At 57.7% G+C, this 26,082-nt stretch carries 26 protein-coding genes, 1 pseudogene and 1 other annotated feature; of the genes and pseudogenes, 8 read left to right on the top strand and 19 right to left on the bottom strand.

Annotation, left to right across the window (positions count from 1 at the left end):
* Window positions 1-70: 70 nt before the first annotated feature.
* Entirely contained in the window at window positions 71-973 is a 903-nt protein-coding gene (locus L384_RS15105; protein WP_023323928.1) for a LysR family transcriptional regulator, read from the top strand.
* Here L384_RS15105 and L384_RS15110 read toward each other — a convergent pair.
* The 10 genes from L384_RS15110 to L384_RS15150 form a co-directional block, all read right to left on the bottom strand.
* Window positions 961-1,965 (bottom strand): alpha/beta fold hydrolase, encoded by a 1,005-nt coding sequence (locus L384_RS15110; protein ID WP_023323927.1) that lies wholly within the window; start codon window positions 1,963-1,965, stop codon window positions 961-963. The two genes, L384_RS15105 and L384_RS15110, sit on opposite strands and share 13 nt — an antisense overlap.
* A 161-nt stretch (window positions 1,966-2,126) precedes the next feature.
* On the bottom strand, window positions 2,127-3,518 hold the full coding sequence (gene uhpT, locus L384_RS15115; protein WP_003861048.1) for a hexose-6-phosphate:phosphate antiporter: 1,392 nt from the start codon (window positions 3,516-3,518) through the stop codon (window positions 2,127-2,129).
* A gap of 132 nt (window positions 3,519-3,650) precedes the next feature.
* Window positions 3,651-4,961: an MFS transporter gene (locus L384_RS15120; RefSeq protein WP_003861050.1), complete on the bottom strand. Its 1,311-nt coding sequence runs from the start codon at window positions 4,959-4,961 to the stop codon at window positions 3,651-3,653.
* A complete protein-coding gene (gene uhpB / locus L384_RS15125) occupies window positions 4,954-6,459 on the bottom strand; it encodes a signal transduction histidine-protein kinase/phosphatase UhpB (RefSeq protein WP_003861052.1) in 1,506 nt (501 codons plus the stop codon). Before uhpB ends, L384_RS15120 begins: the two co-directional genes overlap by 8 nt.
* Window positions 6,456-7,049, bottom strand: a complete 594-nt coding sequence (gene uhpA, locus L384_RS15130; protein WP_003861054.1) for a transcriptional regulator UhpA — start codon at window positions 7,047-7,049, stop codon at window positions 6,456-6,458. Before uhpA ends, uhpB begins: the two co-directional genes overlap by 4 nt.
* A gap of 82 nt (window positions 7,050-7,131) precedes the next feature.
* Window positions 7,132-7,419, bottom strand: coding sequence for an acetolactate synthase small subunit (gene ilvN, locus L384_RS15135; protein WP_023323926.1), 288 nt, complete (start codon window positions 7,417-7,419; stop codon window positions 7,132-7,134).
* Window positions 7,420-7,422: 3 nt separating this feature from the next.
* Window positions 7,423-9,111: an acetolactate synthase large subunit gene (gene ilvB, locus L384_RS15140; protein ID WP_023323925.1), complete on the bottom strand. Its 1,689-nt coding sequence runs from the start codon at window positions 9,109-9,111 to the stop codon at window positions 7,423-7,425.
* Between the two features lie 106 nt (window positions 9,112-9,217).
* Window positions 9,218-9,316 carry an ilvB operon leader peptide IvbL gene (ivbL, locus tag L384_RS22415; protein WP_057979964.1) on the bottom strand — a complete coding sequence of 33 codons (99 nt, stop codon included), beginning with the start codon at window positions 9,314-9,316 and terminating at the stop codon, window positions 9,218-9,220.
* Between the two features lie 146 nt (window positions 9,317-9,462).
* On the bottom strand, window positions 9,463-9,882 hold the full coding sequence (locus L384_RS15145) for a helix-turn-helix domain-containing protein (RefSeq protein WP_023323924.1): 420 nt from the start codon (window positions 9,880-9,882) through the stop codon (window positions 9,463-9,465).
* A complete protein-coding gene (locus L384_RS15150; RefSeq protein ID WP_023323923.1) occupies window positions 9,879-10,193 on the bottom strand; it encodes a type II toxin-antitoxin system HigB family toxin in 315 nt (104 codons plus the stop codon). Before L384_RS15150 ends, L384_RS15145 begins: the two co-directional genes overlap by 4 nt.
* Window positions 10,194-10,679: 486 nt before the next feature.
* On the opposite strand from L384_RS15150, the gene tisB reads away from it, so the two are divergent.
* The 4 genes from tisB to emrD all read left to right on the top strand — a co-directional run bounded on the left by tisB (window position 10,680) and on the right by emrD (window position 13,536).
* Entirely contained in the window at window positions 10,680-10,769 is a 90-nt protein-coding gene (gene tisB, locus L384_RS22885; protein ID WP_017383683.1) for a type I toxin-antitoxin system toxin TisB, read from the top strand.
* A gap of 64 nt (window positions 10,770-10,833) precedes the next feature.
* Window positions 10,834-11,280 (top strand): GNAT family N-acetyltransferase, encoded by a 447-nt coding sequence (locus L384_RS15155; RefSeq protein ID WP_003861064.1) that lies wholly within the window; start codon window positions 10,834-10,836, stop codon window positions 11,278-11,280.
* Window positions 11,281-11,342: 62 nt separating this feature from the next.
* Window positions 11,343-12,176, top strand: a complete 834-nt coding sequence (locus tag L384_RS15160) for a DMT family transporter (RefSeq protein ID WP_023323922.1) — start codon at window positions 11,343-11,345, stop codon at window positions 12,174-12,176.
* A gap of 175 nt (window positions 12,177-12,351) precedes the next feature.
* Window positions 12,352-13,536, top strand: a complete 1,185-nt coding sequence (gene emrD, locus L384_RS15165) for a multidrug efflux MFS transporter EmrD (RefSeq protein WP_003861070.1) — start codon at window positions 12,352-12,354, stop codon at window positions 13,534-13,536.
* On the opposite strand, the pseudogene L384_RS21780 reads toward emrD, so the two are convergent.
* Together L384_RS21780 and dsdC are read right to left on the bottom strand one after the other, a co-directional pair.
* Window positions 13,442-14,527: pseudogene (locus tag L384_RS21780) on the bottom strand (cellulase family glycosylhydrolase); the annotation flags it as partial. The gene emrD and the pseudogene L384_RS21780 sit on opposite strands and share 95 nt — an antisense overlap.
* An 84-nt stretch (window positions 14,528-14,611) precedes the next feature.
* On the bottom strand, window positions 14,612-15,538 hold the full coding sequence (gene dsdC, locus L384_RS15170; protein ID WP_023323920.1) for a DNA-binding transcriptional regulator DsdC: 927 nt from the start codon (window positions 15,536-15,538) through the stop codon (window positions 14,612-14,614).
* 204 nt (window positions 15,539-15,742) lie between these two features.
* On the opposite strand from dsdC, the gene dsdX reads away from it, so the two are divergent.
* Window positions 15,743-17,080 carry a D-serine transporter DsdX gene (gene dsdX / locus L384_RS15175; protein WP_023323919.1) on the top strand — a complete coding sequence of 446 codons (1,338 nt, stop codon included), beginning with the start codon at window positions 15,743-15,745 and terminating at the stop codon, window positions 17,078-17,080.
* A 17-nt stretch (window positions 17,081-17,097) separates the two neighbouring features.
* Complete coding sequence (gene dsdA, locus L384_RS15180) at window positions 17,098-18,384, top strand: D-serine ammonia-lyase (RefSeq protein ID WP_022650093.1); 1,287 nt, start codon at window positions 17,098-17,100, stop codon at window positions 18,382-18,384.
* Window positions 18,385-18,416: 32 nt separating this feature from the next.
* Here dsdA and L384_RS15185 read toward each other — a convergent pair whose 3' ends face one another.
* From L384_RS15185 to L384_RS15200, 4 genes are all read right to left on the bottom strand, one after another.
* Window positions 18,417-18,764: a DUF202 domain-containing protein gene (locus L384_RS15185; protein ID WP_023323918.1), complete on the bottom strand. Its 348-nt coding sequence runs from the start codon at window positions 18,762-18,764 to the stop codon at window positions 18,417-18,419.
* Window positions 18,754-19,101, bottom strand: coding sequence for a YidH family protein (locus tag L384_RS15190; RefSeq protein ID WP_003861080.1), 348 nt, complete (start codon window positions 19,099-19,101; stop codon window positions 18,754-18,756). Before L384_RS15190 ends, L384_RS15185 begins: the two co-directional genes overlap by 11 nt.
* 92 nt (window positions 19,102-19,193) lie before the next feature.
* A complete protein-coding gene (locus L384_RS15195) occupies window positions 19,194-20,516 on the bottom strand; it encodes a 6-phospho-alpha-glucosidase (RefSeq protein WP_023323917.1) in 1,323 nt (440 codons plus the stop codon).
* On the bottom strand, window positions 20,513-22,135 hold the full coding sequence (locus L384_RS15200) for an alpha-glucoside-specific PTS transporter subunit IIBC (RefSeq protein WP_003861084.1): 1,623 nt from the start codon (window positions 22,133-22,135) through the stop codon (window positions 20,513-20,515). Before L384_RS15200 ends, L384_RS15195 begins: the two co-directional genes overlap by 4 nt.
* A 222-nt stretch (window positions 22,136-22,357) precedes the next feature.
* Between L384_RS15200 and L384_RS15205 the strand changes: the two genes are divergently transcribed.
* Window positions 22,358-23,092, top strand: a complete 735-nt coding sequence (locus L384_RS15205) for a GntR family transcriptional regulator (RefSeq protein ID WP_003861087.1) — start codon at window positions 22,358-22,360, stop codon at window positions 23,090-23,092.
* Here the strand turns inward: L384_RS15205 and L384_RS15210 are convergent.
* From L384_RS15210 to ibpA, 3 genes are all read right to left on the bottom strand, one after another.
* Entirely contained in the window at window positions 23,072-24,733 is a 1,662-nt protein-coding gene (locus L384_RS15210) for a putative transporter (protein ID WP_023323916.1), read from the bottom strand. The genes L384_RS15205 and L384_RS15210 overlap by 21 nt on opposite strands.
* Before the next feature lie 189 nt (window positions 24,734-24,922).
* Window positions 24,923-25,351, bottom strand: coding sequence for a small heat shock chaperone IbpB (gene ibpB, locus L384_RS15215; RefSeq protein ID WP_003861091.1), 429 nt, complete (start codon window positions 25,349-25,351; stop codon window positions 24,923-24,925).
* A gap of 136 nt (window positions 25,352-25,487) precedes the next feature.
* On the bottom strand, window positions 25,488-25,898 hold the full coding sequence (gene ibpA, locus L384_RS15220; RefSeq protein ID WP_003861094.1) for a small heat shock chaperone IbpA: 411 nt from the start codon (window positions 25,896-25,898) through the stop codon (window positions 25,488-25,490).
* Window positions 25,892-25,966 (bottom strand) — a sequence feature (ROSE (Repression Of Heat Shock gene Expression) occurs in the 5'-region of heat shock genes and acts as an RNA thermometer to modulate expression.). (Overlaps the previous gene by 7 nt.)
* Window positions 25,967-26,082: the final 116 nt, after the last annotated feature.

Raw genomic sequence — 26,082 nt, 5'->3', positions numbered from 1 at the left:
AGCGGGAAACGCAACGCGTCGACAGCGGGCAGCGCCATAATAGTGAACGGAAAAGAGGTAGCAAAACATCATGAAAGCGGATCTGCGCACGCTGGATCTAAACCTGCTGAAAACGCTTGACGCTCTGCTGGATGAACGCAGCGTCACCCGCGCGGCGGCGCGTCTTGCTCTGACCCAGCCCGCCGTGAGCGGCATGCTCAACCGCCTGCGGGACTACTTCGACGATCCGCTCTTTATCCGCGCCCCGCACGGCATGGTGCCAACCACGCGCGCGGAAGCGCTGGCCGCTCCGGTGAAGCGCATTCTCGCGGATATCGACGTGCTGCTTCAGCCCGTTGCCTTTGACCCAAATACCGCTCGCCTCACCTTCACTCTTGCCGCTACGGATTATGCACTTCGGGCGGTTGTTGTGCCGTTTATCGCCGCCCTTAAAACACAGGCGCCTGGCATACGCGTGCGCGTGGTGCCCGTTACCCCCGGTAGCCTTGTCAGCCAGCTTGAGCAGGGCGCTATTGACGTAGCGCTTATCACCCCCCACACCACGCCCGATGAGCTTCACAGCCGTGCGCTTTATGATGAACGGTACGTATGCATGATGCGCGCCGATCATCCAAACGCCGGAGAGCCAATGACGTTAGACCGATTTTGCGCCCTTGAGCATGTGCTGGTCTCTTACGAGGGAGACGGCTTTCGCGGGGTAACCGATAGCGCGCTGGAGAAAATTGGCCGGACGCGGCACGTGGGGCTCTCGGTGAGCCACTTTTTGGTTCTGCCGGACGTGCTGGCCCTCAGCGATATGATTGCCGTCGTGCCGTCACGCATCGCGGAAAATCAGACGGGGATGTTCATCTGCGAGACGCCAGTTCCAGTGCCAGGCTTTACCAAGAGCATGGCCTGGCACGGCAGAACGCACCGCAATCCCGCGCAGGCGTGGCTGCGCGGGCTGTTGCTGCAAACCAGTCAGCGGGCCTGAAGCCCCTTAAGCAGCGCCTCGTGGAAGCGCTCAGGATCCTGCATCTGCGGCGCGTGGCCCATGTCGTTAAATTCCACCAGCGTAGCGTGCGGGATGCGCTTCGCCGTCTCCTTTCCCAGCACCGCATAGTTGCCGAGCGTTTTGCGGATCTCAGGCGGGGCGAGATCTTTCCCGATGGCGGTGTTGTCCTTCGTGCCGATCATCAATAATACCGGCATCTTCAGCTCGTTAAATTCATAGACGACCGGCTGGGTATAAATCATGTCGTAGAGCAGCGCCGAGTTCCACGCCACGCGCGCTTTGCCTGGCCCGTTGTTTAACCCGGCAAGCATGGTGACCCAGCGCTCGTACTCCGGCTTCCACTCCCCGGCGTAGTAGGTGTTTTTCTCGTACTGACGAATGCCGTCGGCACTGACCTTCAGCTCACGCTGGTACCACTGGTCGACCGTAATATGCGGCACGCCGCGCGCTTTCCAGTCTTCAAGCCCTATTGGGTTCACCATCACCAGCTGCTCCACCTGCTGCGGCCACATCAGCGCGTAGCGGGTCGCCAGCATGCCGCCGGTCGAGTGGCCGATAACCGTCACGCGATCGACGCCCAGCGTTTTCAGCAGCGTGTGGGTGTTATCCGCCAGCTGCTGGAAGGTGTACTGATAATGCTCCGGCTTGGTGGATTTGCAGAAGCCGATCTGGTCGGGTGCGATCACGCGATACCCGCTGGCTGAAAGCGCGCGGATCGTGCCGTCCCAGGTACCGGCGCAGAAGTTTTTGCCGTGCATCAGCACCACGGTGCGGCCGTTGGGTTTTTCCGGCTTCACGTCCAGGTAAGCCATATCCAGAGGCTGGTTCTGCGAGGTAAAGGTAAAGTGTTTTACCAGCCAGCCGTAGTCAAAACCTTCCAGCTTCTCGCCGTAGGTAGGTGCATTCGCGGCCATTGCGGGGGAGGCCAGCGCCATCAGCAGCGCCAGGCAGGACAATCGTCGGGTTAACATGCAAGCTCTCCGTTAGCAAAAGGGGCTAAGGCTGCACGAAAGGCGGCAGCAAAAACACTGTAGAGCATGGAGAGGAGCGGGTGTGTAAAGCGGGGTAAAGGTGTGGCGTACAAATAAAAAAGCCCGGCATCACACACCGGGCAAAGAAGTTACCTGCACACTCAGGCTGTTTTTAATTTCTGCGCACGATTCTCACGGCGAATTTTACGTTCTTCCAGCACCGCTACCATCGCCATCAGGACGATACAGCCGATCGCTGCCGCATCCAGCGCCGCGAAGGTGCCCGCCCAGCCGGTGAGGCCGAAAATCGGCGTGCCGTCGGCGATCATGCCCAAGCCCAGCTTGGCGAAGCTGTCGCCGATCAGGTAGGCGAAGGTGCCCTTAATCCCATCGGCGGCGCCGATCGCTTTTTTCGGGACAAAGCCAACCGCCGCCACGCCGATCAGCAGCTGAGGGCCAAACACCAGGAAGCCGAGCGCGAACAGGGACGCCAGATAAACGTACTGGTTGCTGGCGTGCTGGTAAACGCCGAGCGTGGCGATAATCAGCGCCAGCGCGATGCAGGCCACCAGCGCGCGACGGCCGTTGGCGAGGTCCGAGAGCCATCCCCACAGCAGGGTGCCGACCAGCGCGCCCACTTCAAACAGGGTAAAGCCCTGAATCGCCACCTCTTTAGAAAGCTTCAGCTCCTGGAAAGCATACACGGTTGACCACTGGTCAATGCCGATACGCACCACGTAGAGGAAGATGTTTGAGAAGCAGAGCAGCCAAATCACTTTGTTTTTCAGCACGTACTCAACAAAGATCTGCCATTTGGTCATCTCGTTCTCTTCGGTCTCTTTGTCCTCTTCGCTGATCTCCTCGCCGAACAGCTCTTCGGCTTTGCCGAGGCCGTACGATTCCGGGGAGTCGCTGCCGTAGCGAAGGCCGATAAAGCCGACGATCAGGGCGATAATCGACGGGAAGATAAACATGCCGATCACATGGCCGTCGAACAGGTAGTTTGCGCCAAACAGCGCCACGCCAGCCGCGCCCGCTCCGCCGAGGTTGTGGGAGATGTTCCACATGCCGAGGTAGGAACCACGCTTGCGGCGTGGGGTCCATTTGGTAATGGTGGAGTAGCTGCACGACCCGCCGGTACTCTGGAAAAAACCGCTCAGGGCGTAGAAGGCGATCATCAGGAACAGGCTGACGGAGCCCGCGCCCATGCTGGCGCTGAAGCCGAGCATACAGATAGCGGAGAGGATCAGCATAAACGGCAGGAACTGCTTGGTGTTTTTGCCGTCCGCGTAGTAGGACACAACCGTTTTCCCCACGCCGTAGGTGATGGAAAAGCCCAGGCCAATCATCCCCAGTTGGGTCATGCTCAGCCCGTAGGTCGAGATCATGTCGTTCTGCGCGATGTTAAAGTTTTTGCGGATCAGATACATGGTCAGGTAGCCGATGAAGACCACCAGATAAGACTGCATGAACGGTTTGAACCACATCTTGCGCCGCACGTCGAGCGGCAGATCCAGGGTCGGCTTGCGCACCTGGTTTAAGAAGGCCAGCATGGTTGGTTTACTCCTGAGCTGATTTTTGCAGCATTGTAAAAACCAGCCAGGAGAGATGCCTGAGACAGCGTCCAGGTGAAACCGGGAAAATTTCTTAGTTTTGCGCGTCTCGGCAGCAAAAGGTGAGGCGCGTCACGCTTCGCGCGGCGCCTGCGCGTGCAAAAACGGCAGTAAAAGCAGGGCGGAGATGCCCGCCGCGATGGCGATCACCGCGAAGAACCCGCTCCAGTGCCAGATGTCGATCACCCGCGCCAGCGGCCAGCCGGAGAGCGATGCGCCAAGATAGGCAAACAGCCCGACAAAGCCCGTCGCCGCGCCGGCCGCCTCTTTGTGGGAACACTCCGCCGCCGCCATGCCGATCAGCATCTGCGGGCCAAAGACGAAAAATCCGATGGTGAAGAAGCACGCCGCCTGCATCACGTAGCTGGCGAACGGCATCAACCATAGTGAGCCGACGGAGAGCAAGATCCCGGCGGCAAAAATCAGGTTCATCGGGCCGCGGTTGCCGTTGAACAGCTTGTCCGAGCCCCAGCCCGCCACCAGCGCGCCGATAAACCCGCCCAGTTCAAACATGGTCACCGCCGAGTTGGCGGTCACCAGATCCACGCCGAGCGTCTCGGACATGTACAGATTGCCCCAGTCGTTGATGGCCGCGCGCACCACGTAGACCAGCACGTAGCAGAGCGACAGCAGCCAGATGTAGGGGTTTTTCAGCACGTATTTGGTGAGGATCTCCTGGCGGGACAGCCCGGCCCCTTCCTGCTGCTGGGCGATCTCCATCTCGTCGTGCCGCCAGTCGCCCACCGGTGGAAGGCCGACGGTCTGCGGCCTGTCGCGCAGGCGCCAGCAGAGGAACAGCCCGGCGACAATCGCGAGGCCACCGGCTATCATCATCCCCGCGCGCCAGCCGTAGTGCAGCGCCGCGGCACCCACCACCATCGGGATCAGCGCCCCGCCGACGTTATGCGCGGTGTTCCATATCGCCCACCAGCCGCCACGCTCGTTGCGTGAGTACCAGGCGGTCAGCAGGCGGGCGCAGACCGGCGCGCCCCAGCCCTGGAAAAAGGCGTTCAGCGCCCACAGCAGGGCGAAGGCCCAGAGCGAGGTGGAGAAGCCAAACAGAATATTCACCACGCCGGTGGCGATCAGCCCGACGCCCATAAAATAACGCGCGTTGGAGCGATCGCTGACGATGCCGGAGAAGAACTTCGACAGGCCGTAGGTGATGTAAAACAGCGTCGCCAGCAGGCCGATATCGGTGCGGGTCATCACGCCGCTCGCGAGGATCTCCGGCGCGGCGGCGTTGAAGCTTTTGCGGGTAAAGTAAAACAGCGCGTAGCCGAGCCAGATGGTAATCAGGATATGGCGACGCCAGTAGCGGTAGCGGGAGTCGATTTCCGCTTTGTTGCTTAGCGGGGCGGCGCTGGCGGGGGTTTTAAACATGATGCGTCCTTAACGGCAAACTGACGCTGACGCGCGTCCCGTGGGTGCAGGAGAGGCTCAGCGTGCCGCCAAGCGCCTTTACGCGCTCGCGCATGCCCGCCAGGCCAAAGCCCTGCTGGCCGGAGCCCGGCGGCAGGCCGCAGCCGTCGTCTTCAATTACCAGCATCAGGCGCTCGTCCTGCTGCCAGCCCTGGATCGTGACCGCGCTGGCACTGGCATGTTTGACGATATTGTTCAGCCCCTCCTGACAGACGCGGAACAGGGTTACGCGCTGGCCTTCGCTCAGCGCAGATTCGTTAATTCGCCAGTCGAGATGGCTGACAATGCCGCGGCTTTCCAGCTCCATCTCGCGCATCAGGGAGCGTACCGCCTGCTCCAGGGAGAGATCGTCAAGCTGGCGCGGGCGCAGCCGCCCTAACAGGCGACGAACGGAATCATAGACGCCCAGCGAAAGCTGTTCGATATGCGCCCCGCCCTGCTTCACGCCCGCGTTTTCTGCCGCCAGGCGCTGAACAATGCCCGCCTGGGTACGGATGGCGGTGATGGTCTGGCCGATGTCGTCGTGCAGCTCGCGGGCAACCTCTTGCCGCACGCTCTCTTCCGTCTCCAGCAGACGCTCCGCCAGACGGCGGTTGCGCGCCAGCTCGTTTTGCAGGGACTGGTTCAGCTCGCGCAGGCGCTGTATGCCCGCGCCGAGCAGCAGCCCGGTCAGGCTCTGGGCCAGCAGGGAAAGCAGTAAATCTACCGGATGATCGTGCCAGGTCTGGCTGGCAATCAGCGCGATGGCGTTCATCAGCGTGGCGATCAATGCGCCCTGCCAGCCGTAGTGCCAGGCAAGGGCGATGATCGGCAGCGCCAGACAAAACGGCGTGAAGCGTGATAATTCAGCGGGGAGACCAAGCTGGAGCCACAGGCTCACCACAAACAGCAGCAGATACCAGATGAGATGCCGGGCGCGCCAGTTCACCGGCTGGGAGACCAGCGCCGGGCCGAGCGGCTGCCAGACAGTGCTTGTAAGATAATGCCAGATCACAAGGCAGGTCGGGGCCAGCGTCAGGCCGCCGGTAAGGGTCAGCAGCAGGGCGTTAAGCACCTCCTTTTCACCCACCCACGGCAGGGACTGCAACAGCGCGGCGGCAATTAGCGCCGCCCCCTGACGCAGCAGCGTGCGCCAGTCGCGCTGGTGACGGTAGCGGGAAATCAGGGCGACCGGGATAAGCGTGAGCAGGCTTCCGGTCATCAATAACGGCAGATGCGCCAGCGCCACTTCCTGCGCCAGCCAGATCAGCATCAGCCACTCTGCGCCCAGCAGCACCGGCCAGTAGCCGCGCGGGCATTGCAGCATCAGCCCCAGACGCAGGCCAAAGGGGAACAGCAGCACCGCCAACTCCGGGCGTTCCACCAGATGCAGGCTGATACTCCACAGGCAGAACCACGCGGCGGAGAAGATAAAAAAGCTGGCGACAACGGCGATCAGCCGCGAAAAAAGGGAGTTCATTGCCAGCTGTCAAACATACGGCGCGCCAGCTCGACATCGTTACTGACGTTGAGTTTTTCCATCAGGTTGGCGCGATGAACGTGAACGGTCTTTGGCGACAACCCCAGCTCTACGGCAATCTCTTTCACCGACATGCCCTGGGCAAGTTTCTCTGCCACCTGACGCTCGCGTCTGGTGAGTGGATCCTGCCGTCCCGCCGCCAGCTTGATGGCGATATCCGGCGTCAGGTAGCAGCCGCCGGTGGAGACGGTGCGCACGGCGGCGATCAGCTCATCCGGGCTACAGCGTTTTGAGAGGAACCCGCGCGCCCCCGCATTGAGCGCCTGCTCGACCAGCGCCGGGCTGTCGTGGACCGAGAGCATAATGGTCGCCATTCCTTTCGGCAGCTGGCTTAACAGCTCCAGCCCGGAGAGATCCGGCATCGAAATGTCGCAGATACAGACCTGCACCCCGCGTCCCGGCAGGCCCGCCAGCGCCTCGCGACCGGAGCCAAACTCGGCCACGACCTGGAAATCCGGTTCGAGGTTGAGAAGCTGGGCAAAGCCAGAGCGGACGATAAGGTGGTCGTCGATAAGGGCGATGGTGGTCATGTGTGTTCCTGCGGTCTGAAAAAGCCGGATGGAGCTGCGCTTATCCGGCCTACAAGAGCGAAAGACGCTTACCTTAAGCGATCTATTCGAAGAACACCGCAATTTTGTTAAACATGGTGGGATCGGACTGGTTGCGCGCCACGTTGGTGACGTCTTCCAGCTTGTCGATCTGCGCTATCATCTGCTCCAGACGCTGGTCGTCGTTGACCAGTAGCCAGATGCGGCTGTGCTCGCTGCCCTGAATCGGCAGGCAGAGAATGCCTTCCACGTTAAATGCCCGGCGGGCAAACAGCCCGCAGACGTGGGTCATAACGCCAGGGTGGTTGCGGACGGTGAGTTCCAGAATGACGTTTTCATGTTGTTTCTGCATGGCTTATTCCCCCACCATCTCAGTATTGGCCGCACCCGGCGGCACCATCGGATACACTTTTTGTTCAGGGTCGATACGCACGTGGATCAACGCCGGGCCAGGGCGAGAAATCGCATCCTGCAACGCCGCGTGGGCATCTTCTTCGGCGTTCAGATCGCAGGTGTGCAGGCCAAAACCAGCGGCAATCTGCATGAAGTTGATCATCCCCGGATAGGTCGCCGCAAACACGCCCTGCTTATAGAACAGGCTCTGCTGCTGGTGTACCAGACCCAGCGCCTCGTTGTTCATCAGAATGATTTTGACGTCTAACTGGTTTTCGGCCGCCGTCGCCATCTCCTGAATATTCATCATCAGGCTGCCGTCACCGGAGAAGCAGATCACCTTACGGTCCGGGTTGGCGAGCGCCGCGCCAACCGCTGCGGGCAGGCCGAAGCCCATGGTGCCAAGGCCGCCGGAGGTCAGCCACTGGCGCGGGCGGTTCAGCGGATACGCCTGGGCAGTCCACATCTGATGCTGGCCGACGTCGGTGGTGATAATCGCGCTGTCATCCACGCAGGCGGCAACAGCGTTGATAAGACCATAGTGGCTCAGCGGGTCGCCCTCGGTTGGGATAGCGCCCGGGAACTCGCGTTGCAGATCGGCCACCAGCTGGCGCCAGTCGGCGCGGTCGGTTGCCACCGTCTGCGGGATCAACTGCGCCAGCACCTCGGCCACGTCGCCCTGGATCGCCACGTGCGGCTGCTTGATTTTACCCAGCTCGGCGCGGTCGATATCCACGTGAATGATTTTGGCGTTCGGGCAGAACTGCTCGGTTTTGCCAATCGCCCGGTCATCAAAACGCGCCCCCATAACTATCAGCAAATCCGCCTCTTGCAGGATGTAGTTGGTGCTGCGCGCGCCGTGCATGCCCAGCATCCCTAAAGACAATGGATGCGCTTTGGGCAGCATACCCAGCGCCATCAGGGTCATGGTGGTCGGCAGGTTGGCTTTTTCCGCAAACTGGCGGATTTCATCCGCGGCGTTGATCGCCCCGCCGCCCAGATACAGCACCGGGCGTTTGGCGGCGTTGATCATTGCCGCCGCATCGCGCACGCTCTCAGCGCTGAACTCCGGCGCGGGGGCACGCTCGCCCGGCTCCGGCAGAATGTCGATCTCGATCTCTGCGGTCTGGACATCCTTAGGAATGTCTATCCACACCGGGCCCGGGCGGCCAGACTGCGCGATGCGGAACGCATCGCTGATAACCTGAGGCAGCTCGCTGATATCGCGAACTAAATAGTTATGTTTGGTGATGGGGATAGAGATGCCGTAGGTATCGACTTCCTGGAACGCATCGGTGCCGATCATCGAGGACGGCACCTGGCCGGTAATGCAGATCAGCGGAATGGAGTCGAGACGCGCGTCGGCGATGGCGGTCACCAGGTTAGTGGCGCCCGGCCCGCTACAGGCCATACAGACCGCCGGTTTACCCTGGGTACGCGCCATGCCCTGGGCGATAAAGCCTGCCCCCTGCTCGTGGCGCGCCAGCACATGGCGGATCTGCGTGCTTTGGCTTAACGCATCGTACAGCGGCAGCACCGTGCCGCCGGGGATGCCCGCAACCGTGGTAATGCTCTGTCGCTCCAGCAGATGAACGATCAGCTGCGCGCCGGTAAAACGCGTCTTGGTGGATGTTGTGCCCGAACTTGCCATGCTCCAGTCCTTTTCTTCTGAGCCGACTTTCCGGGGAGGGTCCTAAACGAAAAACCCCGCCCGGTTTGCGCCGGCGGGGTTTTGGATTCGTGTGTTGATCCAGTCCCTACGGCGCATTGCCGACGACCACCACCACACGCACGACGACCACTGCGGCTGGTTGCGCAGTTTTTAGTAGGGTCGAAGTGAAGATGGATGAAGTCATTGGGGACCTGTGTTTGGAATCATTGATTGAATTTATACAAACACAGGTTTTCGGGCGTGACAATGGAAATATTTTCATCTGCGCAAAAATGCGTCAGGGATCACGTTTCGTTTGTTGGGTGGTGACACTCAATAAAGGGTTTTTACTCACTCAATAAATAACGCAGGTGATACCCCAAATCTGGCCGCCAGCTTTTTAATATGGTTCAGGGTAAGCTGTCTCTGACCATTCAGAACCCGTGAAACCATCGATTTACTACCAATTTCATCCTTAAAATCCGATATCGTCAGATTGTATTGATCCATCAAGGTTCTTAAAACTGCAATTCCGACGGGAACGGACTCCATCTCCTTGCGTAATGCGACTATCTCTGGCCGATTAGCTTCGTAACGGCTAATTCTGGCGCACACAATATCCAGCAAGGGGCTATTGGGCTCGTTCATAAGGAGATACTCAACCAGCTCAAGCGCATCCTTATAATCTTTCTCGCTCGGCTGTTCACCCAGTAAAGGAACGGCCGCAACAAGGGCGTGCGTAGCTTTCATTGCATCAGCGACGATCATCATTTCTTCCCCTTAGTGCGATGTTTCTCCGTAAAACGGTCATATTCCTTATGAGTAAAAACATGGCGCACATAAAACTTTTGGCTTTCAAAGAAGATGAGAGCCACTACTCTGAGAATGTTATTTGCAATATCAATAACATAATGCTTATCAAGATACTTGAAGTTATCCAGCGTTGGGAAAAGTTTTCTCAGTGCAGCGGGCGTCGGGCAGTGGCTCTTTTCAATAACTCGTCCTAAAAAGAGAAGCTCTTCTCTGTGTTGCGGGAACTGGCTTACCGCATCCAAAATTGCCTTCATTGAGATTAAATGCATCCTGCTTGCCTGCCGCGTCCATTGCCATTATGGCAACGATAACACCTGTTGCCAATAAGTCAACGAAGGGTACTATTTTCACTTCGTCAGAAAACAAAAAACCCCGCCTAAGCGAGGTTTTTATCAGGGTTTTGCGGTTGGTTGCCGCAGAACACACTGTGTTACGTCAACGCGAAAAGTATACGCGATCGAAGACGAACGCGCAATTCCGGCACGGATTTTGACGTTTTTGAGTATGGATCGCCTTCCAAAATTTGTCCATAAAATACTGTTCATGCATACAGTATTTATCTATACTGAGGGTGTTCGCAGTGAGCGAGGGGGCCGCAGTTTACCGGCGCAACGAAGTCCTGGCTGAAACGGGTGGTGCCGTCAGTGCCTTAACCCCTGAAGTGAGCACACTGTGTTACGTCAATCCAGGTGCTGGCCACAGGCGGCGGAAAGGTACGCCAGCATCGTGCTCCTTTTAACCAAAAGGAGACGCGTATGAGCGTCGTGGATATGGTCATACTTGTCCTCAAACTCATTGTTGCTGTATTGCAACTGCTTGATGCTGTCCTGAAATACGTTCGGTGATTCAGGTTCAAGTCGCACCTGAGAGGGGCGGGCAACCGCCCCTCTTTAATAACGAGGGAATGCTATGTCGCGTCTGTTAATTGAGCCTGTTACGCCTGATGAACCGGGCTATATCGCCCTGAAGGCGGAGAGTATCGCGTTGAATTTCAATATGCTGCGCAGGCTGGAAGAAAACTGGCAGCGGGGTGAAAACCGCTTTAACGCGCCGGGTGAAAAGCTGCTGGGGGCGTTTCTTAACGGCAGGCTGGTGGGCGTGTGCGGCCTCAACCGCGATCCGTTCAGCCAGCAGCCGCGCGCCGGACGTATTCGTCATCTCTACGTCAGCGAAAAGTGCCGTGGGCAGGGCATTGGCAAACAACTTTTGACCGTGGTGATGGCGGATGCCAGCATCTGGTTTGATTTTCTTAATACCCATGCGCCGGAAACCGCGTACGGATTTTACCATCGGGCGGGCTTCAGGCTGGTGTCAGACGAACCCCGGGTGACGCACCGCCTTTTTTGCGCAGTGTAAGCGGCTGGCAGCATCGACGGGTGAATGTTACAGTTGGATGACATTTCACCAACCGATACGCCATGACCATCACCGTTTTCTGCATTTTACTGTTCGCCGCACTGCTGCATGCCAGCTGGAACGCCATCGTTAAAGCCGGAACGGATAAACTCTACTCGGCGATCGGCGTCAGCGGTTCAGCCGCGCTTATTGCCCTGATTTTACTGCCCTTCTCTCCTCAGCCAACTGCCGCAAGCTGGCCATATTTGTTCGTCTCCTGTGCGTTACAGGTGGTGTATACGGTACTGGTGGCAAAAACTTATCAGGTCTCCGACATGAGCCAGACCTACCCCCTTATGCGCGGGACGGCCCCTCTGCTGGTGGCGCTGATCAGCGTAATGGTGCTCGGGGATCATCTCTCCTGGCTTGCGTGGTCCGGCATCGGGGTCATTTGTCTGTCGATTCTGGCGATGGCGATGAACGGCCGCATGCAGTCACGCAAGGGGATCTGGCTGGCGCTGCTGAACGCCTGTTTTATCGCCGGGTATACCCTGGTGGACGGCACCGGTGTGCGACTCTCGGACACTGCGCTGGGCTACACGCTCTGGACCTTCTTCATGAACGGTTTCTGTCTGCTGAGCTGGGCAATGGTGGCGCGGCGTCGCGAAGCGTCCAGCTATCTGCGCCTGCACTGGAAAAAAGGGCTGCTCGGCGGCGTCGGGACGATGGGATCTTACGGTCTGGCACTCTGGGCGATGACCCAGGCACCGCTGGCTGTGGTCGCCGCACTGCGTGAAACCTCTATTCTCTTCGGCGCATTAATCGCATTTGTGCTTTTAAAAGAGAAGGTTGCCGGCCTGCGCATCGCGGCGGCACTGGGTATTGCTGCCGGTGCGATCCTGCTGCGCCTGGCGTAATTCGCTGGCAACATTAGTTGCCGATCTTGTTTACAAATCCTGCCTTCACGTCTTCTTTCATTCATCACAGTAATGCTTAAATTGTCATCTCTCTGTGGTAGATTCCTCGCGCATTTATGGGAATGCATAGTTACTTATTCTTCATTTATCTCTTTTGGCAAAAGTATTCAGCGACATGAAAAAGCAACGGAACGTGAACTTATTGTTGATGCTGGTGTTACTGGTGGCCGTCGGGCAGATGGCGCAAACCATCTACATTCCGGCGATTGCCGATATGGCAAAAGATCTGAGCGTCCGCGAAGGTGCAGTCCAGAGCGTGATGGCAGCCTATCTGCTAACCTATGGCGTTTCACAGCTGGTTTATGGTCCCCTGTCCGATCGCGTCGGGCGTCGTCCGGTCATTCTGGTGGGCATGAGCATTTTCATGGTAGCGACGATGATCGCCATAACCACTCACAGCCTGACCGTCCTGATTGCCGCCAGCGCCCTTCAGGGTGTGGGCACCGGCGTCGGCGGGGTTATGGCGCGTACCCTGCCGCGTGATATGTACCAGGGCACACAGCTTCGCCACGCCAACAGCCTGTTAAATATGGGTATTCTGGTCAGCCCGCTGCTGGCCCCGCTGATTGGGGGTCTGCTGGACACCGTCTGGTCCTGGCGCGCCTGTTATGCCTTCCTGCTGGTGCTGTGCATTATTGTCACCTTCAGCATGGGGCGCTGGATGCCGGAAACCCGCCCAAAAGACGCGCCGCGCACGAAGCTCATCGCCAGCTACAAAACGCTGTTCGGTAATGGGTCCTTTACCTGTTATCTGTTGATGCTAATCGGCGGCCTGGCGGGCATTGCGGTGTTTGAAGCCTGTTCCGGCGTGCTGCTGGGCGCGGGCCTTGGCCTGAGCAGTATGGTGGTGAGTATTCTGTTTATTCTGCCGATCCCGGCGGCGTTCTTCGGCGCATGGTTCGCCGGACGTCCGAACAAGCGTTTCTCCACCCTGATGTGGCAGTCGGTGATCAGCTGTCTGCTGGCCGGGCTGATGATGTGGATCCCGGGGCTGTTTGACGTGATGTCGGTCTGGACGTTGCTCATCCCGGCGGCGCTGTTCTTCTTCGGCGCGGGCATGCTGTTTCCCCTCGCCACCAGCGGCGCGATGGAGCCGTTCCCGTTCCTCGCAGGCACGGCAGGCGCGCTGGTGGGCGGTTTGCAGAACATCGGTTCCGGCGCGCTGGCCTGGCTTTCGGCTATGATGCCGCAGACCGGGCAGGCGAGTTTAGGCTTGCTGATGACCCTGATGGGGCTGCTGATTTTGCTGTGCTGGCTGCCGCTGGCGTCGCGTGTCTCGCATCACGAACAGCCGGTTTAACCGCATGATGGCCCGGCTTCTCGCCGGGCTTTTCACAGACGGGCGCAATCATCGCCTGCAATAGCCGCTCTGGGGCAGGCCGCCACGCCCCCTCTTCCCCGTCATAAAACTGAACATCGGCGTTTATCGCATACGGGATGTTGGCCTGTTGCAGCTCGCACGCCATAAACGTGGCAAACGCCATCTGCGAGGCAGTTGGCGTCAGGCTTTTCGATTCGCCCACCCCCCAGCCGCCAACCCAGCTCACATGCCCGGTTTTTTGTTGCCAGTGCAGCGCGGCGTTAATTCGGTTACGGATAGCCGCTTTCTCAGCCGCAGTTCCGGACGTCCACGGGTATTTACCGTTCGTTTTCAGCGGACCCCAGGGGAAAATATGCCACTCCGCCAGCAGGTAATTCTGGCTGTGCGCGGGCAGCTTCAGGGTGGATAAATCCTCCGGCGCGGCGCGCAGACGAGGGGCGATAAAAATCATGCGGCTGGCATCAATGGCGTGAATGTCTTTGATCGCTTTCTCATACACCCGGTTGAGCGAAGCAACGTTGTGGTTGAGCTTGTCCGCCGGTTCGTAGATCAAGTCAAAGCCCAGCAACGGCGAGCGCTGACCAAAATAGTGCGCCACGGCAATCCACCAGTTAATCACCTCTTTTTCGGTATCCGCTTTCGGGTCGTTTTTATATTCATCGGCCTGATAAGCGATGATGGGGATGACGCCGTATTGCTCGCAGGCCTCCACCAGCTTACGCAGGTGAATCAGCCGCGCTTCCGTCGGTTCGCCCGCCACCCGAATACGGACATGATGTATGCCTTTCGCTTGGAAATCACGGACCACCAGCGGGTCGAATTCGCGGATACCGCGCTCGGTGCGTGCCCAGTCCACATCCATCCCGACGCCCAGCTGCTGCGCATAACGGGCAGCCGTCAGCGGCGGCTCAGCGGCAGTCGCCCAGCCGGAAGAGAGTAAGATCGCAGTGGCAATAAAAGGCTTTAACACGGTTTACCCTGGAAAAATCAAAAGCATTACCTGTATTTAGCACGCTTTTTCACATTTGGTGTAGAGCGAAAGCGTAATAATTCTTCAACCCGCCAGCTCTCTTAGCCAGCCGATAAAGGCGTCAATTTTCGGCCACTGACGGCCGGGAAGCGTTGAGACGTAATAATGCTGATGGCACTTGAGGGTTTCCCCATCAAAGGGTGCGATCAACTCCCCCCGTTCGAGACGTTTTTGCACCAGCCGCTTTCTCCCCATCGCCACCCCGACATTACTCATGGCCGCGATAATGGCTAAATCAGAACGATCGAAGCCAATACCCGATGATAACGGCATATTCACCGCGTAATGCTGCGCCCAGCTCAGCCACTCATCCGTACCGGAATCATTGCTCCAGGCCTGACGGTCGTGCAGTAACGTGCAGTGGCTGAGGTTATGGGGGTTTTTCAGCAGTTCATGCTCCCGGGCATACGCTGGCGAGCAGACGGGCAAAATCTCTTCATCCATCAAAAAGTGATGAGAAAGGTGGTTTGGCGGCGTATCGTCGAAATAGAGCGCCAGATCGATGCCGGTTCGCTGCATGTTGACGTAATCATTACCAGTCAGAATAGTAAGTGAAATCGACGGGTAGCGGCGGGTAAAATCCCCCAGCATCGGCACCAGCCAGCACTGGGCGATCGACGGCCGGGAGTACACCGTTAGCGTACCTGACAGCGCCTGGTTTTTAATGTCCAGGATCTCCTGATTCAGGGTGTCGAGGGACGATTTCAGCGTCCAGTAAACGCGCTTGCCTTCCTGCGTCAGCTCCACTTTACGGTGTGAGCGGACAAACAGCTGAATGCCCAGCTCCTCTTCCAGCAGGTTTATGCGGTGGCTCACCGCGCTGGGGCTGAGCGACAGCTCCGCCGCCGCCAGGGCGAAGGACTCATGCCGGGCAGCCACTTCAAAGGTGTACATTTTCGACAGCTGCCAGCCGTTTAACAGCCGGTTTCTGCATTCATTCGCATCGGTCATCACAATTCCCACACGTAATTTCTGCGTTCAGCATACCGCTCAAGAATGAATTTATGTGAACCAACGGCAAAATAAGTGCGCTTTTTAGAGTCCAGTCACTCAGTTGATCCAATCTGGCTCATCTGAACGCCAATTTATATCGTTTGTCAGCCCAAGCCGTTTTTTCGTCCAATATCCCCAGATGACATAAGGGTGAGGTGAGATATGGGATCTCAGGTCTGGGTTGTGGCAACGCTGCTTGTCAGCATCGTGTTGATTGTTTTAACCATCGTAAAACTGAAGTTTCACCCGTTCCTCGCGCTGCTGCTGGCAAGCTTTTTCGTTGGCGCGATGATGGGAATGAGCCCGCTGGATATGGTTAACGCCATTGAGAGCGGGATTGGCGGTACGCTGGGCTTCCTGGCGGCGGTTATCGGTCTTGGCACTATTCTCGGCAAAATGATGGAAGTCTCCGGCGCGGCAGAGCGCATCGGGATTACGTTGCAGCGCTGCCGCTGGCTGTCGGCGGACGTGATTATGGTCCTGGTCGGCCTGATCTGCGGCATTACGCTGTTTGTTGAAGTGGGCGTGGTACTGCTGATCCCGCTGGCGTTTTCCATCGCCAAAAAGACCAACACGTCGCTACTCAAGCTGGCCATTCCGCTCTGTACCGCACTAATGGCAGTGCACTGCGTGGTGCCTCCGCATCCGGCCGCACTATTTGTCACCAACAAATTAGGGGCGGACGTCGGGACGGTGATTGTCTACGGTCTGGTGGTGGGCCTGATGGCGTCTCTGGTTGGTGGCCCGCTGTTCCTGAAGCTGCTCGGCAACCATCTGCCCTATAAGCCGGTTCCGGCGGAATTTTCAGACCTGAAGGTGCGGGAAGAGCACACTCTGCCGTCGCTGGGCGCCACGCTGTTCACCGTGCTGCTGCCGATTGCCCTGATGCTGGTGAAAACCATTGCCGAGCTGAACATGGCAAAAGAAGGCTCGCTGTATACCCTGCTGGAGTTTATCGGCAACCCCATCACCGCGATGTTTATCGCCGTGTTTGTCGCCTACTACCTGCTGGGGATCCGCCAGCACATGGGCATGGGCGCAATGCTGATCCATACGGAGCACGGCTTTGGCTCTATCGCCAACATTTTGCTGATTATCGGTGCGGGCGGGGCGTTCAACGCCATCCTTAAAATCAGTGGTCTGGCGGAGACGCTGGCGCATATTCTCTCGAACCTGCATATGCACCCTATCCTTCTCGCCTGGCTGGTGGCACTGGTGCTGCACGCCGCCGTGGGTTCGGCAACGGTAGCGATGATGGGTGCCACGGCGATAGTGGCGCCGATGCTGCCGCTCTACCCGAACGTAAGCCCGGAGATCATCACCATTGCCATCGGGTCCGGCGCTATTGGCTGCACGATCGTGACCGACTCTCTCTTCTGGCTGGTGAAGCAGTACTGCGGCGCGACCCTGAATGAGACCTTCAAATACTATACGACGGCGACGTTTATCGCCTCGGTGCTTGCACTTGGCGGCACATTCCTGCTTTCTTTCATTATCTGAGCGCGAAGAGACGTATTATGGAAAACGCAACTATCACTACTTTAACCGCACAGTTTCCTCTGGTTGAGGATCTGATTGCCCTGAAAGAAACCACCTGGCTTAACCCTCGCACCACGACGCTGGCGGAAGGATTGCCGTATGTCGGGCTGACGAAAGCCGACGTAGACGACGCGCACGCGCGCCTGAAACGCTTCGCGCCGTATCTGGCGAAAGCGTTCCCGGAAACGGCGGCAACGGGCGGGATTATCGAATCCGACCTGGTCGCGATCCCGGCGATGCAGGCGCGGCTGGAGAAAGAATCTGCGAAGCCTGTTACAGGCACGCTGCTGCTGAAAAAAGACAGCCATCTGCCGATTTCCGGCTCGATCAAAGCGCGCGGCGGCATCTATGAGGTGCTGACCCATGCGGAGAAACTGGCGCTGGAAGCCGGGTTGCTGAGCGTTGAAGACGACTACAGCGTTCTGCTGGAGCCGCGCTTTAAGGACTTCTTCAGCCAGTACAGCATCGCGGTGGGCTCAACCGGCAACCTGGGGATGTCCATCGGCATTATGAGCGCACGCATTGGCTTTAAGGTGACCGTGCATATGTCCGCCGACGCCCGCGAGTGGAAGAAAGCCAAACTGCGCAGCCACGGCGTGATCGTCGTTGAATATGAGCAGGATTACGGCGTGGCGGTGGAGCAGGGACGCAAAGCGGCGGAAAGCGATCCGAACTGCTTCTTTATTGACGATGAGAATTCACGCACGCTGTTCCTGGGCTATGCGGTTGCTGGCGAGCGCCTGAAGGCGCAGTTTATCGAACAGGGCCGCGTGGTGGATGCCGATCATCCTCTGTACGTCTATCTGCCGTGCGGCGTCGGCGGCGGCCCCGGCGGCGTGGCTTTTGGCCTGAAGCTGGCCTTTGGCGATAACGTCCACTGCTTCTTTGCGGAGCCAACGCACTCACCGTGCATGCTGCTGGGCGTTTATACCGGGCTGCACGATGAAATCGCCGTGCAGGACCTGGGTATTGATAACGTGACGGCGGCGGACGGACTGGCGGTAGGACGTGCCTCCGGCTTCGTGGGCCGCGCGATGGAGCGCCTGCTCGACGGGTTCTATACCCTCTCCGATCAAAGCATGTACGACATGCTCGGCTGGCTGGCGCAGGAGGAAAGGATTCGCCTGGAGCCGTCGGCGCTGGCGGGGATGGCCGGGCCGCTGCGCGTCGATGCCGATGAGAACGTTACCCACCTGGTGTGGGCGACCGGCGGCGGCATGGTGCCGGAAGACGAGATGGCGAAATATTTAGCGAAAGGGAAGTAATTATGCCGGGTGGCGGCTGCGCCTTACCCGGCCTACAGGTGCAAAATTTGTTGAATGTGGGTTACCGCAAACAGCAGTGACAACAACAGCACGGCCAGGGCGATGAGGAACTTATCCCGCACCGCTTTCGGCTGCGCAAAGTCGTTCTGCGACACGTCCATCAGGTTACGGCTGCGGGTGTAGCGCCATAAAATGATGGCTACCAGCGCCAGCACAACAATGGAGATCCAGAATGGCGCCCCCGTGCGGTGCCAGTTGTGCTTAATGGCAAGAGCGATCAGCGCGCCATACCCCAGCAGCGTGCGCAGCCAGGCCAGCGAGGTTCGCTCTGGCTGAAGGCCGGGGTCCGCTTCCCGCCGCGCTTTGCGGCTATCCGGCATACAGCACCAGTAACATCACTACGCCCGCAACCATCAGCAAAATCGTACTGATAATGAGCAAGCCGCGCGTGTAGGGGAGATCCTGCTTCAGACGCATCGCCTTTTCATTTCTCAGCCAGCGCAGATAGCCATAAATCGCCAGCACGCCGGCAATCAGGCACAGTAGCAGGGCCAGCACTTCGCGAATCAACGGGGTGGCAAAATCGGGGGCGAGCTGATCAAGGCCGACGCCTGCGGCCAGAAAGCCCAGGGCGGTGCGGATCCACGCTAAGAACGTGCGTTCGTTAGCCAGTGAGAAGCGGTAGTCCGGTGCTTCACCGAGGCGGGAAATGTTCATGAAAGTTCCTTGTCGTGCTGCATGCAGGCTTCAGCATAGCGTAATTCAGCCACGACAAGGAGACCGGCATCAGGCGATGCCGGTCAGAAAGATTAGTGCAGCTCTGGCCAGTAATCTTTATTCGCTTCAATCAGATCGTCCAGAATCGCCTTCGCCACCGATGCGCTCGGTACGGTTTTCGACAGGGTAATCGCCTGCCAGAGTTTCTGATACGAGCGCTGCTCCCAGGCGTCCACCACCAGTTTTTCCACCGCCACCTGCTGGCTCATGAGCCCTTTCTGGAAGTGCGGAATATCACCCACGGTCAGCGGCTCCGGTCCGTTGTGGCCGACCAGACAAGGGATTTCTACCATCGCGTCAGCATCAAAGTTATGGATAGCCCCATTGTTAGGCACAATCAGCAGCATGCGTTCCTGGGTGTTAAAGGCAATCGCGGTCGCCAGATCGACGATGTACGACGCATGTTCGTCAATTTCCAGTTCACCGGCAGAAGAATGACCGGCTTCGATAATCGCCCGACATGAACTGAATACATGCTTCTCACGGTGATCCATCACTTCATTGGCGCGGGTACGCTCCGGATTGGAATGGGCGACCACATAGTCCGGGAACAGGTAATACTTCAGGTAGGTGTTCGGCATGGTGTCCGGATCCAGCGCCTGTACGTCTTTGGCCTTGGCGAAGGTATCGTTCCAGCTCGCTTCAGTATGCACATCTTCCGAAGGCGGAACATAACCGTTTTTCGCCACGTATTCGCGCAGTCTCGGCATCAGATCGTTGCCGTTCTGATCTTCAATCGACGTCCACCAGCCGAAGTGGTTCAGACCGTAGTAGCGCACGCGCATCTCTTTGCGGTCTTTCAGGCCGACGATTTGCGCCATACGCCCTTCAATGCCGATCGGCATATCGCAGATGTTGAGGATTTTCGCGTTCGGACGCAGGCGGCGCGTGGCTTCCGCGACAATCGCTGCCGGGTTGGAGTAGTTCAACATCCACGCGTTCGGGGAGTACTGCTCCATGTAATCCACCAGCTCCAGCACGCCGCCGATGGAGCGCATGCCGTAGGAGATGCCGCCCGGCCCGCACGTTTCCTGGCCCAGCACGCCGTGGCGCAGCGGGATTTTTTCATCCTTTTCACGCATGGGATATTTGCCAACGCGAATATGCGCCATCACGAAATCCACATCGGTAAAGGCCGCTTCAGGATCGGTGGTGTAACTAAATTCAATCTCCGGCGCCTGCTCCTTAAGGATGATTTTACACGCCTCGGCGATGATCTCCTGACGTGCTCCGTCATTGTCATAGAACTTCAGCGCACGCAGCGGGAAACGGTCACGGTTGGCTAACAGCATCAGGACGATACCAGGCGTGAATGTACTGCCGCCGCCTGCAATAACAACTGAGAATTTTTTCATGATATAGCCTCTGTCAGAGTGGTTTGTTCGTTTGTTAAAGGGGTTTTCATCAGCGATTCCAGCTGGTCGCGCACCTGAGGAACGTGCAGACCGACAATCACCTGTATGCCGTTGCCGCGCCGCACCACACCGTGTGCGCCCAGGGCTTTGAAGACGTCATCGCTTTGGGTTTTCGTCATATCCACCAGGGCGATACGCAGGCGGGTGGCGCAGTTATTGATACTTTCGATATTCGCTGCGCCGCCGAGCGCCTGTAAGAACCCAGCGGCCTGTCCGACCTGCTGGCTGGCTGCCGCCGGGGCGGTGGTTTGCCCACGAGCGGCCTTATAGTCGGCCTTGCTGTAGAGCTTGATTTCGCTCTCTTCCCGGCCCGGCGTTTTGAGATTCAGACGTTCGATAAGCGTTCTGAAGACCACGAAGTAGATCCCGGAGAAGCAGAGGCCGATGCCAATTTGGGTGAATACCGTCGAGGCGTGGTTATGGAACATCGGGATCCAGTTTTGCGGCAGGAACTGGTCCAGCAGACCGCCGCCCATGTTCCCCACCACCCCGAAGATATACATCACCGTCGCCATCGTTGCGGCCAGCACAGCGTGGATGGCAAACAGCAAAGGCGAGATAAACAGGAAGGTGAACTCCAGCGGTTCGGTAATGCCCACCAGCACGGCGGTAAGCGTGGCCGGGATCAGCAGACCTGCCACTTTGACGCGGTTCTCCGGTGACGCGGTATACCAGATAGCCAGCGCAATACCGACTGAGCCAAACACCTTAGAGTTGCCGTGCAGCGCGAATCCGCCCTCCGGGAACAGCGTTTTCAGCGGCACAGTGCTCTGGCTGAATTCCTGAAGGTGCTGTGCCCAGTAGACCTGAATGCCGCCTTCTACCGCAGCCGGGCCGAAGATAAACGGGCCGTAGACAAAGTGGTGTAATCCGGTTGGGATCAGAATGCGTTCCAGGAAGGTATAAACCCATACGCCCAGCGCGCCAGCGGTACGTAGAAAGGCCTGCAACGACTCAATGCCCATCTGCACTTTCGGCCAGCCCAGCAGCGTCAGCCAGGCGCAGGGGATCATCACGAAGAACGCGAGGATAACGACAAACGAGGTGCCCTGGAAAATCCCCAGAAAGACCGGCAACGGCTTGTCGAAAAATCGGTTGTGGATGGCGGTGACGAGCCCGGAAATGATAATCGCCCCGATGATGCTGGTATCAAGCGTTTTGATTCCGGCAATCATCGCCAGCCCGCTGCCGGCAGTGGGTTCAGCAGAGAAGTCGACGCCAAAGAAGTGGCCCCAGGTCATCCCCATCGCGTTGATAAAATAGTTCCAGGTCAGGAAGCTAATCAGCACCGCCAGACAGGCGCGGCCCTGCGCCTGCTTTGCCAGGCCAATCGGTAAGCCGACAGCAAAAATCAGCGGCATATTACGGAACACCGCCCAGCCGCCCTCTTCGATGATGTGAACAATTTGCGCGAACAGATTATCAGGCGCGGTTAAGGCCTCACCGACAAACAGCGGATTGCGAAGCATGATGGCGATCCCAACCACGATCCCGGCAAAGGGAAACAGCAAAACCGGGGTGAACATGGCGCCGCCAAAACGTTGTATTTGACTGAGCATTTTTAAATCCTCATGAAACAACCTGTAGGGGATAGAGGCCTTTATGGTTTTTTACTGGCCTGAGGTGAGCATAAGAAGTTACTGATGCGGGAACATGGCGTGCCGCTGCGATTCGTGATCGCATTCATGGTTTTAATTTGACCAATCAGGTCTACTTTTTAAACTAAACATGGACAAGTTAAGACGTATTCCACGCCATGATGTGCGCAGAGAGGTCTACTGGTGATCTACAAATCAATTGCCGATCGGCTACGGCTGCGGCTGAATTCTTCGGACTACAACATTGGCAGTCCGTTACCCGGAGAAAAAGCGCTGGCAAAGGAGTTTGGCGTAGCCCGGATGACCGTCCGCAAAGCGCTGGATCTGCTGGTAAGCTGGGGGCTGGTTGAACGTCGACACGGTAGCGGGACGTTCGTGGCGCGCAAAGACGTTCATCATGAAACGACTAACCTGACTGGGCTGGTGGAGGTATTGCGCCAGCAGGGGAAAGAAGTGCAAAGCAAGGTGTTGCAGTTTGAAGTGATGCCCGCGCCGCCCGCCATCGCCAGCCAGCTGCGGATTCAGGTTGATGAGCGGATCTATTTTTCAAGGCGGGTGCGTTACGTGGACGGAAAACCGCTGATGCTGGAGGACAGCTTTATGCCGGTGAAGCTGTTCCGCAATCTTTCCCTGGCGCATCTCGAAGGGTCTAAGTTTGATTACATCGAGAAGGAGTGTGGGATCACCATCAGCGGCAACTACGAGAGCCTGACGCCGGTGCTGGCTGATAAACAGCTGGCCGGTTATATGAATGTGCCGGAACAGACGCCGCTGCTGCGCATCACTTCCCTTTCCTACAGCGACAGCGGCGAGTTCCTCAATTATTCCGTGATGTTCCGGAACACAAGCGATTACCAGGTGGACTACCATCTGCGGCGTATCCACCCGGAAGACTTATTAGCCCATCCCCCAGAATAGCACCGCCAGTAGCTGCGGGGTGATGATGCGCAGAAACATCACCAGCGGATAAACCGTGGCGTAGGATAACGCCGCCGCGCCGCTGGTGGCGTGCAGGTTATTGGCGAACGCCAGCGCGGGCGGATCGGTCATGGAACCGGCCAGCATGCCGCACAGCGTGAGATAGTTCATTTTAGCGAAGATACGCGCCAATAACCCGACAGTTATCAGTGGGATAGCGGTAATAAATATGCCGTATCCTACCCAGCTCATCCCTTCGCCGTTCACCAGAGTATCGACAAAATCGCCGCCGGATTTCAGCCCCACCACCGCCAGAAACAGCACGATGCCCAACTCCCGCAGCGCCAGGTTAGCGCTCGGCGGCATAAACCAGTAGAGCTTACCGATGGAGCCGATACGCCCGAGGATAAGCGCCATAATGAGCGGCCCGCCTGCCAGACCCAGCTTCAGTGCTACCGGGAAGCCGGGCACGTACAGGGGGATGGAGCCAAGCATGACGCCAAGCCCGACGCCGATAAAGACCGGCAGCATCTGCACCTGCTGGAGTTTTTGCTGGGCGTTGCCCACCATGTCTGCTACGGCATCAATAGATGAAGGACGCCCGACGAGGTTGAGAATATCACCGAATTGCAGGCTGGCATCCTGGCTGGCCACCAGCTCGACACCGGCGCGGTTAAGCCGGGAGATCACCACGTCATAACGCTCTTTAACCTGCAAATCGCGTATTTTCTTGCCCAGAACCTTCTCATTGGTCACTACCACGCGCTCCACGCGCATGTCCGTTCCACGGGTTGAGAGTGAGGTATCCACCTCCTGACCGATCACCAGCCGGGCATTGTTTAAATCCGCCGGTTGCCCTACCAGATGCAGGAGATCGCCGTGCTGAATAAGGGTATCCGGTGAAGGCACCATCAGCGTGTCATCACGTTTCAGGCGGGAACAGATAATGGTCGCGCTGTTCAGAATGGGAACATCCTGAATCGCCATATTGTTCAGATTAGGGTTTTCGACGCGAATGTTGATGGTTTTAATGAGCGCATGGCCGTTGGTCAGCGTGCTTTCATGCTCCTTCGCCTCCTGTCCAACGTTAACGCGGAACAGCACGCGCACCAGCCACATCGAGAGCAAAATACCGCAAATGCCAAACGGATAGGCCATGGCGTAGCTCATCCCCATCTGATCGACGACATCAGCAGGGATACCCAGATCGCGCAGAATTTGCTGGCCCGCCCCGAGCGCGGGCGTATTCGTGACGGCGCCGGAGAAGATGCCCAGCACGACGGGCAGCGGAATAGCGAAGAGTTTATGCAGGATCGCGGTGACCAGCCCACCCATCACAACAATGCCGAAGGCAAAGAGATTAAGGCGTAAACCGGAGACGCGCAGGGAAGCGAAGAAGCCCGGCCCCACCTGAATACCGATGGTATACACAAAGAGGATCAGGCCGAACTCCTGGATGAAATGCAGCATATCGGCGCTGAGCACCCACCCAAGCTGGTCGGCAAAATGGCCGACAAAAATCCCGCCGAACAGCACCCCGCCAATCCCAAACCCGACGCCGCGGATTTTGATATTCCCCAGCCATAGCCCCACTACCGCGACAAGGGCCAACACGCTGACGGTTAACGCGATATCACTCATGTTCCACATCCTGTGTATAACCTTAGTTATGATAAGGATTCTCTCAGAACTGGCGGCGGTTGTATGGGCGATGGCGCACATAAAAGCCGAAGGTAAACGCAAAACGGTCACCCGAAGGTGACCGTTTTTAATGTTTGCATCCTCTCCCACAGGGAGAGGGTCGGGGTGAGGGCACCAGCCCGCACACGATTAGCTATTCAACGCCGGGCGTTCGCTAATGGCGATGCGTTGAGGCGCAATGGCTTCCGGCACGTTACGGGTGAGGTCAATGTTCAGCAGCCCGTTAGTGAACGTCGCGCCAGAAACTTCCATATGGTCTGCCAGGGTAAAGCTCAGGCTAAACGGCTGAGTGACAAGCCCCTGATGCAGCCATTTGGTCTCGGTGTCTGGTTTTTCCGGTGACCCTTTCACGGTCAGGCGCGCACCCTCAAGCTGGATGTCGAGATCTTCCTGGCGGAACCCGGCCAGCGCAAGCGTGATGCGGTAGTGGTTATCATCGCTTTTTTCGATGTTGTACGGCGGAAAGGTCTGCTGTTCGGTTGCGCTTTGCAGCGCGTTAGCCAGTTTGTCAAAACCGATCCACTGACGCAGCAGGGGGGAAAAATCATAGTTACGCATACTAAATCTCCTTCTAAGAAGCGAGTTCGGCACAGTTTAATTTTGTGCACAGTTGTACCTGCAAACCCTTGCGGATTCGCATATGCTCCCTTTACGGCAAGCAATTTCAGGTGGGCCGCAGCCGCGACCCGCTTAATTAATTGATTTCGATACGACGCGGTTTTTTCTCTTCCGGAATCACACGTTCCAGTTCGATAAACAGCAGGCCGTTCACCAGGTTCGCGCCCTTGACGTGGATGTTCTCAGCCAGCTGGAACTTGCGTTCAAAGTTACGCTCTGCGATACCCTGGTAGAGGTAGGTTCGTTCTTTCTGCTCGCCCGCATGGGAGCCTTTCACCACCAGCAGATTGTCCTGCGCGGTGATCTCCAGTTCGCTCTCCGCGAAACCGGCAACAGCAATCGCAATGCGATAGTGGTTTTCGTCAACCAGTTCAACGTTGTAAGGAGGATAGCCGTTGCTCTGGCTCTGGTTGTTTTCTAAGTGGTTGAACAGACGATCAAAACCAATGGCAGAACGGTATAGCGGAGAGAGATCGAAATTACGCATAGATAAATGCTCCTGAAATCAGCGAGAAAATGTAGCCTTCCACCATGGACAGGCTTCTGCTTCCCCGAACACCCATCAGGCGTGTCCGTTATCGGGTTACATTTTTAAAATGGTTATGGATACGGCCTTTTCAAGCCTGTTGATGTGAGATTTTTTTGCACTTTGCTGGTTGTCGCATAGACTC

The organism is Enterobacter sp. MGH 38, from assembly GCF_000492855.1.
Lineage (GTDB): Bacteria > Pseudomonadota > Gammaproteobacteria > Enterobacterales > Enterobacteriaceae > Enterobacter > Enterobacter hormaechei_C.
The sequence above is the reverse complement of the archived record's forward strand: the minus strand, read 5'-3'. Positions and strand labels throughout refer to the sequence as shown.